General features: G+C 29.4%; 9 protein-coding genes. 3 read left to right on the top strand and 6 right to left on the bottom strand.

Translation table 11 applies throughout. The features are described from left to right. Nucleotides 1–62: 62 nt before the first annotated feature. On the bottom strand, nt 63–677 hold the full coding sequence (locus tag AB3K27_RS05700) for an epoxyqueuosine reductase QueH (RefSeq protein WP_368490272.1): 615 nt from the start codon (nt 675–677) through the stop codon (nt 63–65). A 252-nt stretch (nt 678–929) separates the two neighbouring features. Here AB3K27_RS05700 and AB3K27_RS05695 point away from each other — a divergent pair, with 252 nt between their 5' ends. Both AB3K27_RS05695 and AB3K27_RS05690 read left to right on the top strand, forming a co-directional pair. Continuing rightward, nucleotides 930–1,487 (top strand): GNAT family N-acetyltransferase, encoded by a 558-nt coding sequence (locus tag AB3K27_RS05695; protein ID WP_368491184.1) that lies wholly within the window; start codon nt 930–932, stop codon nt 1,485–1,487. 77 nt (nt 1,488–1,564) lie between these two features. Further along, a complete protein-coding gene (locus AB3K27_RS05690) occupies nt 1,565–2,458 on the top strand; it encodes a DUF2156 domain-containing protein (protein WP_368490270.1) in 894 nt (297 codons plus the stop codon). A gap of 68 nt (nt 2,459–2,526) precedes the next feature. On the opposite strand, the gene AB3K27_RS05685 is transcribed toward AB3K27_RS05690, so the two are convergent. The 5 genes from AB3K27_RS05685 to AB3K27_RS05665 form a co-directional block, all read right to left on the bottom strand. Continuing rightward, the gene (locus tag AB3K27_RS05685; protein WP_368490269.1) at nt 2,527–3,903 is read right to left on the bottom strand and encodes an ATP-binding protein; all 1,377 of its coding nucleotides are present in this window, start codon (nt 3,901–3,903) and stop codon (nt 2,527–2,529) included. A gap of 171 nt (nt 3,904–4,074) precedes the next feature. Next, nucleotides 4,075–4,674, bottom strand: a complete 600-nt coding sequence (locus AB3K27_RS05680) for a nitroreductase family protein (RefSeq protein ID WP_368490268.1) — start codon at nt 4,672–4,674, stop codon at nt 4,075–4,077. 167 nt (nt 4,675–4,841) lie between these two features. Further along, nucleotides 4,842–6,683 carry an asparagine synthase (glutamine-hydrolyzing) gene (gene asnB, locus AB3K27_RS05675; RefSeq protein ID WP_368490266.1) on the bottom strand — a complete coding sequence of 614 codons (1,842 nt, stop codon included), beginning with the start codon at nt 6,681–6,683 and terminating at the stop codon, nt 4,842–4,844. Nucleotides 6,684–7,079: 396 nt separating this feature from the next. Beyond that, on the bottom strand, nt 7,080–7,919 hold the full coding sequence (locus AB3K27_RS05670) for a polysaccharide deacetylase family protein (protein ID WP_368490265.1): 840 nt from the start codon (nt 7,917–7,919) through the stop codon (nt 7,080–7,082). A gap of 190 nt (nt 7,920–8,109) precedes the next feature. Beyond that, nucleotides 8,110–9,780 carry a glutamine--tRNA ligase/YqeY domain fusion protein gene (locus tag AB3K27_RS05665; protein ID WP_368490264.1) on the bottom strand — a complete coding sequence of 557 codons (1,671 nt, stop codon included), beginning with the start codon at nt 9,778–9,780 and terminating at the stop codon, nt 8,110–8,112. A gap of 648 nt (nt 9,781–10,428) precedes the next feature. Between AB3K27_RS05665 and AB3K27_RS05660 the strand changes: the two genes are divergently transcribed. Then, nucleotides 10,429–11,628: a methyltransferase domain-containing protein gene (locus tag AB3K27_RS05660; RefSeq protein WP_368490263.1), complete on the top strand. Its 1,200-nt coding sequence runs from the start codon at nt 10,429–10,431 to the stop codon at nt 11,626–11,628. Nucleotides 11,629–11,752 lie beyond the last annotated feature (124 nt).

The raw sequence follows: 11,752 nt of genomic DNA, 5'->3' as shown, positions 1-11,752 counted from the left end.
CCTTAAACCTCCTTACTTTGAACTATTCTAATTTTCGTCGATAACTTTTCAAATTAATAATTTCATGGTAACTCACCTTTAGAAAATATACAACCACAATAATTTTGTCTGTATAAATTATATTCCTTAGAAAGTTCAATAGATCTCTTATATCCATTTTTCTTTTTAAAATCTGAATACAAATATTTAAGTTCATATTTATCAGCTAAATCTCTTCCTATATGATTCAATTTTTGTGCATTTTTATAAGGACTTATGGTTAAAGTAGTGGTAAAATAATCATAATTTTTCTCTTTAGCAAGTTTTGCTGTCTCGCTAAGTCTTAATTTATAACATTTAAAACATCTTAGGCCTCCTTCTTTCTCTCTTTCAAGTCCTTTGGATAAAAAATAAAATTTTTCACTATCATAGGAGCCTTCTACAAAATTTATCTTATTATTAGTATTAAAATTAAAAATAAATTCTCTCTGTTCCTTAACTCTCTTTATATATTCTTCATAGGGGTATATATTGGGATTATAATAAAAAACTGTTATATAAAAATAATTACATAGATATTCTAATACGTAACTGCTGCAGGGTGCACAGCAACTGTGAAGCAATAGTGAAGGAGTTTTTTGCTCATCTACAATTTTATTTATAATTTTATCTAACTCGTTTTGATAATTTACATTCATACACTTCAATCCTTTATAAAATAACCACTTAATTAATTTAGTAGATTAAGATTTTTTAACATAGAAAGTTTTATATATTATTAAAGTTTATATTAATTTCATATAATAGTAAATAAAAATATATTATAATATATAAAAGCTTAATAGTAGCTTATTCAATTTAAAATTGAATTTCATATAACTTATAGGTTATAATGGTTATGTGAAAAAAGTTACTATTATTTAATTTTAATTTCTACGAGAGGTGCATATATCTTGATTAAAAATTTACTAAAAGGTTCTAATGTAGTACTTACTGCTCTTAAAGAAGAACATCTCATTTATATGGAAAAATGGTATAATGATATGTTGTTTTTAAGAAACTTCGATGTTATATCCGCTTTTCCTAAAAATTACGAAGAATTAAAATACATCATAAAAGATTTAAAAGAAAGTTCCGATAAATTTATTTTTGCTTTAAACTCTATAAAACAAAATAAAATAATTGGAATTACAGGATTTGAAAATATATTGTGGAATAATGGTACTGCGACAATATACATAGGTATAGGAGATGATACCTTTAAGGGAAAGGGAATAGGACGAGAGGCCCTATACCTTACTATGGAATTTGGTTTTGAAGAATTAAATTTTCATAGAATACAACTTACCGTTCTATCTTACAATACACCAGCCATAAGATTATACGAAAAATTAGGATTTAAAAGAGAAGGAACCTATAGAGAATTTATTCATAGAGATGGAATTAGGTATGATATGTACCTTTACGGCATACTAAGATCAGAATGGAAAATTAATACAAAATATTAAAAGGAGGTATACTGCCAGTAGAATAATGTGCCTCATTTTTTGATGTGTGCGCTATTTTATTAAGTTGCAGAATTTTTATGCTTATATTTAAACCTATAACTATTGACGATAAAAGCATTTTTGATAAGTATTTAGTCAACTATAATTTTGATACAAGCGAATATTCTTTCACCAGTTTAATTATATGGAGAGAAGGGTGCGATATTAAATATACCATATATGATAATGCTCTTATTATAAAGAAAAAAGACTTCAACGGTAATTACCACTTTATACAGCCTATAGGATATACCAAAGACAATATTAAAAATATAATAAAAAAACTTATAGAATATAAAGAAGAAAATAATATGCCCTATTTATTTAAAGATGCTGAAGGAAAATTTTTAAATGATCTAAAAGAAATCTATGGGGAAAACATCCATTCAGAACCAGATATAAATAATTTCGACTATATTTACACCACCGAGAAACTTATTACTCTATCCGGTAAAAAACTTCATTCCAAAAAAAATCATTATAATTATTTTATAAAAACTTATAATTATAGCGTTAAAGATTTCTATGATACAGATGTAAAAACAGATATCATAAGTGCGGCCAGGAATTGGTATGAACAAAAAAACAGTGGTAATAAATATTTAAAATATGAATTAGAAGGTATTAAAGAAATTGTATTTAACATGGAAAAATTAAATTTAAAGGCAATGGCTGTCTATGTGGATAATAAAATATCCGCTTTTACCATAGGGGAAAAGGTGAATTCTGACATGGCAATCATTCACATAGAAAAAGGAAGTTCTTCTATACGGGGAATATACACTTTTACCAATAAAACCTTTGTAGAAAATTATTTATCTGATGTTAAATATATAAATAGAGAACAAGATTTAGGCATTGAAGGTCTTAGAAAAGCAAAAAGATCCTATCATCCTATAAAAATGGGAGAAAAATATTGTATAAACATATAATAAAGTTATCATTTTAGAAACAACATGTAAAACTCAGGAATTCAAGCTTGATTCCTGAGTTTTTACTTTTAAATTTTATGACTTTCTACCCTTTCATGTCCTTCTATCCAATCTATAAATTGTCTGGCAGTTCTTGCTGAACGCCCATTATACCATCTTTCCCATTTAAGGGCTTCTTTATGTAATGTTTCCTTATCAATTTTTAGATTTCTATTTTTAGCAATTCCATCTACAATCTGTAAATATTTATTTTTATCTGGAGATACAAATACCACATTTATTCCAAATCTATCTGCCAGTGAAAGTTTTTCCTGAACACTGTCCCCTCCATGAATTTCTTCACTAAAATTAGGAGAAGGAAATACTCCCCTTTCATTGAAATACTCCTTAACAAGATGTCTTCTGTTAGAAGTAGCATATATTAATACATTCTGCGATTTATTCTCCAGCCCTCCTTCAAGTATGGATTTAAGGGCAGTGTAACTTCCTTCATTGTCTTCAAATACCAAATCATCTATAAATATAATAAATTTTTGAGTCCTAGTCTTTAAAACTCTTATTATATCTGCAAAATCTTTTAAATAGGCTTTAGGAAGTTCAATCATTCTTAATCCTTCTGTATAATATTTATTGAGTATGGCCTTTACTGTAGAGGATTTACCCGTTCCACGATCTCCATGTATTAAAACATTATTTGCAGGAAATCCCTTCAAAAATTGAATTGTATTTTCTATTATTATAGAACGTTCTCTTTCATAAGCCACAAGCTCTGAAAGTTTGATAGGATCTGGTTTTTCAATACCTTTAAATCTTCCTTTTCCATCAATATATTCCCATATAAAGGCTCTATAGCGAACAAACATGCCGCAGCCATAATCTTCATGAAACTTTTGAAGATCTTCTATACATTCACTCCAATTACTACTGTAATGAAACTTTTCCTTTAAATTCCTTATATGATCAGCATAATTATGTTCCTCAAAATTATTTGTATTTTTCAATTCTGGAAACTTTTCTATTATATTCTTAAATTCATCATTGTGAAAATAATTCAATAATCTTTCTTTTATATTGGAAAAATCCAATCTTGCAACATACCTTAAACTCTCTAAATCATTGGCTGCAGCACTTTTAATTGAATTTTCAGAGTTCTTAAAATTTTTGTTTTCTGCCCCTTTCGAAAATGCATTCTCACTAAAAATTATCTCATCTATAATATACTGCTCTAAAGAAGAATATCCCTTATGTACTAACAGAAAGAAAAATTCATTATATAAATTGGTAACAGATTCTATATAGACTTTACCCTGACAAATAAGCTTAAGAAAATTCCTTAAACTTAAGATCACCTTGTCCTGAAGTAATTCCCTGTAAACAGATATTGAATTTAAACTTAATTCTGCATATTTTATTTCATAACCAACTTCAAAATGTATATTTTTCATAAAATGCCCCCTAAAATATGTATATTTATTAAAATACATTCTTAATTCATAAATGAAATTTAGAATTTATAATTTATTTTAACACAATAACTATAAAAGTATAAAAAATATACTTTGAAATTCAGATAAAAAGCAACCCTCCTAACTTTTGGGGAGCGGTTGCTTTTATATCTATTTGAATATTTTTAATCTATCTTTCAATGGTTTAATCTCTTTTTCTCCAGCAGGGGAAGTCGGTTTCCCAAAAGGAAGCTGTGCAATTAATTTCCAATTATTCGGTATATTATATGTTTTCTTTACTTCTTCATCTATGAGAGGATTGTAATGCTGAATTGAAGCTCCAAACCCTTCTAATTCTAGTGACGTCCATATTATATATTGAAGTATTGCAGAACCTTGTTGAGACCATATAGGAAAATTATCCTTATACCTAGGAAACTTCTTTTCAAGTTCAGATACAACATCTTCATCCTCAAAGAATAAAACAGAACCATATCCACTTCTAAAAGAGTCAATTTTTTCTGCTGTTTTTGAAAATCTTTCGGTAGGAACTCTCTTTTTAAGTTGTCCCTCTGTAATATCCCATAATTTATCATGATTTTGTCCTAAAAGAACTACTACTCTGGCACTTTGAGAATTAAACGCTGATGGTGAATTTTTTACTGCTTCTTCCACTATCTCTATTATTCTATTATCAGAAACAACTTTTTCCCTGCTTATACCATAAATACTCCTTCTATGTTTTACCGCATCATAAAAATTCTTGCTCATTTAAAATACCTCCTGTTAAATAATTATTATCTACTAATATCTATTATATATTATTTTCTAGAAAAATCAACAGTAATTTAAAATTATTTTTGGATGAGATACTCTTAAATTAAAAAAGCATGCAGCTTATAATTAAAATATTATAAATACTGCATGGTTTATCTTCATTAGATTTCTATTTTAACCCTATACTCTTTAAGCCATTCATTAACCTGTATTAAATAAGCCAGCAATTGTGGTCCTCTCATAAGCTGTCCAAACCAAGGAGCTTTAAAAGAAGCTCCTCCTGTTTCTATTAAAGTTTTCACTGCTTTTTTATCTATAAGATTAAGAATAGGAGATGTTTTATCTTTCATTATATTTTTCATCCATCTTTGAACCCTTTTAGTATATTCAGGATTATGAGTTTTAGGATAAGGACTCTTTTTTCTCTCAATAATATCCTCAGGTAGTATTCCTTTTAGAGCTTTTCTCAATAATCCTTTTTCTCTGCCTTTATAAAATTTTATTTCAGAAGGTATATTAAAAGCATATTCTACTAATCTATAATCTGCGAAAGGAACCCTCACTTCAAGACTATTTGACATACTCATTCTATCTTTTCTATTTAATAAAGTAATCATAAACCATTTAATATTTAAATAAAATAATTCTCTCATACGATGTTCTAATTTTGATTCTCCATCTAAATGAGGAACCTGTTTTATACTACTTTCATATTGATCTTTTAAATATTCTTCTAAATTGAGAGACTTTAATTCATGAGATAGAATTTCCTTTCTGGCACTTACAGATTTAGACCAAGGAAAAGTATGGGCATTAATATCTTCTGGTCTTCTATACCAAGGATATCCGCCAAATATTTCATCTGCACATTCCCCTGACAGAGCTACAGTATTATCTTTTCTTATTTCTCTACAAAAAAGATACAGAGATGAATCAATATCCGCCATTCCTGGAAGATCACTGGCCTTTACAGAATTATACAACGCATTAGCCAAATTTTCACTAGTATTTATAATCCCATGATGATTACTATTTATATATTCTGACATTTTTAAGGCCCAAATTCTGTCTGGAGTAGGTTCAAAATCATTTGCCTTAAAGTACTTATCATTATCCTCATAATCAATAGAATAGGTATTTAAAATTTTCCCCTGTTTTTTAAATTCAGAAGCTGCTACGGCAGATATTGCACTGGAATCAAGCCCCCCTGAAAGAAATGTACAAATTGGAACATCTGCTACCAGTTGTCTTTTTATAGCATCTACCAAAAGACTTTTTACATGTTCTGCTGTAGTTTCTGTATCTTCATTATGAATCCTACACTCTAGCTTCCAGTATTCTTTTAATCTAAACCCATCTCTTGTATATATTGCATAATGAGCTGGAGGTATCTCATGTATATTCTTGAATATACCTCCCCCTAAAGATCTTGCAGGTCCCAAGGCAAATATCTCAGTTAATCCTTCTTTATCTACTATGGGCTCAACAGAAGGATGTGCTAAAAGTGTCTTAATTTCCGAACCAAATAAAAGAGAATTATTTCTTATTGTATAGAATAAAGGTTTTACCCCCAAAGGATCCCTTGCCATAAATAATCTATCTTCATTTTCATCCCAAACTACAAAAGCATATATACCGTTTATATACTTTACACAATCTGCTCCCCAATGTATATAACTAGTAAGTAGTACTTCCGTATCTGAATATGAGTTAAAAGAATAATTCTGTTTTATAAGTATTTTTCTTAGATCTTCAGTATTATAAAGTTCCCCGTTATATACAATTATAAACTTTTTACCATTTACACTTTTGGACATAGGCTGGGCACCGCCAGAAGGATCTACCACTATAAGTCTCCTATGGCCTAAAAGCACATTCTTAGAGAAATAATATCCCTGATCATCAGGCCCTCTTTCTTTTAATGTATTTGTCATATTTAAAATTATATCCCTATTTTTAGAAATATCTTCTTTTAAATTAATCCATCCTGCAATTCCACACATAGAGAAGTTACCTCCAAATAATTTATTAATTTAAGATTAAAATATTTTTTACTCTTATTTATTTTTACGTACTTTAATTACAATTTATGATTTAAAAATATATATGTGCATAAATTAACTAATTTATGCACATATATAGATAAATAATTCATCAAGTGATTCTTAGGTTCAGGTAGAGGCTTCTCATAAGGAATGCTTTTTTCCATCTGAACCTTATTAACAGTATTCTTAGTATCTTTAGCACTTAGAATACGTTATCCTTTAGGGGAAGAACTTATCCCCAAGGACGTAGCAGTGCTCATCCCCCACTTTTAAGAAGCTGGAGGTGTTAGCTAATTGCCACCTTTGGATAAATTATCTTACGTTCATGGAAGTACATATATTATTTTCATATTACTAATTTAAAGTTTCAAAAGTATATCCATTAGATTTTAAATATTGTATTACCTCTGGAAGAGCTTCTACTGTGGTAATTTTTGCTGGAGCATCATGCATCAGAATCACCACCGTATTATCAGTAGTATACTTCTTCAAATTATTCATAAGAACGTCTACAGATAAATTATTTCCATTAGCATCTCCCGTCATATCATTCCAATTTACAAAATGATATCCTTCCTTTGTAATAGCATCCTTAAAAGGCTGCATATTTAAATGTGCTGTGGTAAAAGATCCTCCTGGAAATCTTAACAGTTTTAAATTGTAATCTTGTCCTAATATTGATTTGAGCACTAAATTACACTTATTTACATCATCTACAAATACTGATGGCTCTTCTCTATATCTTAATCTATGACTATAAGTATGGTTACCTACTACATGTCCTTCTTCTACTTCTCGTTTAACTAGTTCTCTATGCTTCTCAGCATTTTGACCGATTAAGAAAAAGGTTGCCTTTATACCATTCTCTTTTAGTATTCTGAGCACCTCTGGAGTATTATTTATAGAAGGACCATCATCGAAAGTTAAATATGCCACTTTTTTACCATCTTCTCTCTTAACTTCCCAAGGCTTATACTCTCCTGGTGGTTGGGAAGTAGTGAACCTCTTCTTTAATACATCCTGTTCTTTTGTCTGTGCCACTACTGCATTTTGTTCAGTATTTTTTTGAGAAGCAAGTTTATTTCCTATATAAAACCCCCAAAAAAAAATCATTAAAGTAAAAGCTGCCGTAAGGATCTTATTTCTTCTTCTGATAATTTTATTCTTCTTAATTCTATATTCATATTTATTCATAATATCTATCTCCCCAACCCCATATGCTACAAAAGATTTATCCTGAGCCAATATCTATATTATTCTATTTCTATACACATCATAAGAAAATATAATTTCATTAATACAATTCATTCACTATATTACATTGTAAAATATGTATCTCTACTTTATCTAAACTAATTATAAACAAAATCTAAACTTTTTATTTTTATTTATTCTCTGATATTTTAAAAGAACTTTTAAGAGATACTATCCTATTAAATACCAATTTGCCATCTTTACTACATTTGCCATCTAGGGTGAAATATCCATGCCTAAAAAATTGGAACTTTTTATCAGGTTTCACATATTTCATATCAGGCTCTACAAAACCTTTTAAAATTTTCAAAGAGTTTGGATTAACATAATCTAGGAAGGAATCTTCTTCTCCTTCCCTTTCCTGCTGTTCTAATATCAAAGGCTCGTAAAGCCTTATTTCTGCTGGAATTGCAGTATCTACATTTATCCAATGAAGTGTACCTCTTACTTTTCTTCCATCAGGGCTATTTCCTCCCTTTGATGCAGGATCATAAGTACAGTGTAATTCTATTATATTTCCATCCTTATCTTTAATTACCTCATTACATTTTATAAAATAAGCACTTTTTAACCTTACTTCATTCCCCGGAAACAATCTGTAGTATTTTTTAGGGGGATTTTCCATAAAATCCTCCTGTTCAATATATAGTTCTCTCGAAAAAGGTACTTCTCTAATTCCTGCGTTAGGATCATCAGGATTATTCTCAATTTTAAAAGTTTCTGTTTTTCCCTCAGGATAATTAGTTATTACAATCTTAAGGGGATTTAATATAGCCATAGTTCGAGGAGCTTTTTTCTCAAGATCATCCCTTAAAAAATAATCCAGCATCTGTGAATCCACTACACTGCTAGCTTTAGACACACCTATTGCTCTGCAAAAATTTCTAATGGATTCCGGGGTAAAACCTCTTCTTCTCAAACCTGCAATAGTTGGCATACGTGGATCATCCCATCCATCCACAAAATTCTCATCTACGAGCTTTTTAAGCTTTCTCTTACTCATAACTGTATTTGTCATATTCAATCTAGCAAATTCTATTTGTTTAGGTTTATTTTCTATTTCACACTCCTGTATTATCCAATCGTAGAGAGGTCTATGATCTTCAAATTCAAGTGTACATATAGAATGGGTAACTCCTTCAATGGCATCTTCTAGGGGATGGGCAAAATCATACATGGGATATATGCACCATTTGTCTCCAGTATTGTGATGATGTGCATGGGCTATTCTATACAATACAGGATCTCTCATATTTATGTTAGGAGATATCATGTCAATTTTTGCTCTTAACACCTTTTCTCCATCTTTAAATTTTCCCTTTTTCATGCTATTAAATAATTGAAGATTTTCCTCTACAGTTCTGTTTCTATAAGGACTTTCCCTTCCCGGTTCTGTCAAAGTACCTCTATATTGTCTTATTCCATCTGCAGTCAAATCACATACATATGCCTTTCCTTTCTTTATCAAAAAAATTGCATATTCATACATTTGTTCAAAATAACTAGAAGCAAAACATAAATTATCCCAATCATATCCAAGCCATTTTACATCTTCTTTTATTGATTCCACGTACTCCACATCCTCTTTTGACGGATTAGTATCGTCAAACCTTAAATTAGTTCTTCCTTTAAATTCGTCTGCCAAACTAAAATTTAAAATTATTGATTTTGCATGCCCTATGTGTAAATATCCATTAGGCTCTGGGGGAAATCTTGTTATTACTTCCTTGTATTCTCCCGATTTTAAATCATCTATAACTATATTTTTAATAAAATTTGATGAATTATTATTTTCTCCCATAAATAACCTTCCTTTTCTAAAACTTATTTTTGTATCAAAACAATTTCACCCAATCATAGGCAATCAAACTAGATTATAGAATTAATCTCTATACCCACAATAAAAGGCATTTTGAATAAAAAATGCCCTTTTAAAACAATCATACAAACGCCTAAAGGCTATAGGCCTTATCTTTACTTTAACAAAAATATACTAAGTTTATACTAAAAGTTTTATTAATTAAATTATAACTCTTTATTTAAAAAATAGTACTATTTACAACATTATAATATGAAAATTCCATTACTTTTATATGATATTACCATATAATATGTTTATATTCAATAATAAGCCATTTTATTTATCCGAGGGCGGCAATTAGCTAATACTCCCATTTTCTTCAAAGTGGGAGATAAGCACTGCTAACGCCCCTAGATAAGTTCTTCCCCTAAAGGATAACGTATTCTAAGTGCTAAAGACACTAAGTATATTATTAATAAGGTTCAGATGGAGAAAAGCATTTCTCTATAGTAAACTCCACCTGAACCTAAGAATCACTTGATATTGCAGCTACTTTATTACTTATAATATACTTTTATACTTTTAAAAAATCTATTGCACCTTACCTTACGTCATGTGATACAATAATTTAGGTAGAGGTGATATTATATGTGCATACAAAAATCTGATTTAGTCACCATTGGTAAATTTGCTGAAAAATCAGGGGTTACTTTAAGAACTCTAAGATATTATGACAAAATAGGACTTTTAAAACCCTGTTCTTATAGTAAATCCGGCCACAGACTGTACAATTTTGAAGATTTTAGTAAGCTACAAAAAATACTTACTCTTAAATTCATAGGACTTTCACTAGAAGATATATCAAAAATAATGAACTATGACGTAAATCACAGAGATTTAAAAAAGTCTCTTGAAATACAGAAAAAAATAATGAAAGAAAAAATATATCATATAGAAGCTGTAATTAAGTCCATAGAGGAAGCTGCACACATGATAGATAGTGAAGAAGAATTAAATTGGAATAAATTTATAAATATAATAAATATAATAAACACAGATCAGAAGTGGATGGAGCAATATGAAAATGCCTCTAATTTAAGAGCGAGAATAAGGATTCATGAACTTTTTAGTACCAATAAGCAGGGTTGGATGAGGTGGTTTTTTAATCATCTAAACCTTCCAGATAAAGTTTCCATATTGGAATTAGGCTGCGGCGATGGGCGACTGTGGCAAAAAAACTTAGATAAAATTCCAGAGGGATGGGATATAACTCTCACTGATTTTTCTCCTGGAATGCTGGAAGATACTAAAAAAAATCTTATGTTAAATTTAAAAAGATTTAAATTTAACATTGTAGATGTTCAGCATATTCCCTATAAAAATAATAGTTTTGATGTAGTAATCGCAAACCATATGCTCTACCATGTTACCAATGTAGATAAAGCCCTTTCAGAAATTTATAGAATTTTAAAACCTAAAGGATATTTTTATGCTTCTACAGTTGGAAAAAATCATATGAAAGAAATGAGAGAAATTGTTAAAAGAGCTGATTTACAAAATATAACTACAGATAGTTGGAACCTTACAGAAAGCTTTCAACTTGAAAACGGATTGGATAAAATCTCCACATGGTTTAAAAATGTAACACTAAAACGATACAATGATAATTTAAAGTTGACAATTATTGAACCCCTTATGGACTACATATTCTCCATGCCGGGAAATACTAAAAATGCATTTGATGAAATTAAAATCCAACATCTTAAAGATTTCTTAAAGTCTGAAATAAATAAAAATGGATATATTTATATAACAAAAGACACAGGTTTCTTTCAGGGAATTAAGTGATTCTCAGGTCCAGGTGGAGTTTACTATAGAGAAATGCTTTTCTCCATCTGAACCTTATTAATAATATACTTAGTGTCTTTAGCACTTAGAATACGTTATCCTTTAGGGGAAGAACTTATTCAGA

The organism is Clostridium sp. BJN0013 (genome assembly GCF_040939125.1).
Taxonomy (GTDB): Bacteria; Bacillota; Clostridia; order Clostridiales; family Clostridiaceae; genus Clostridium_B.
This window is presented reverse-complemented; position numbering and strand designations above follow the sequence as displayed.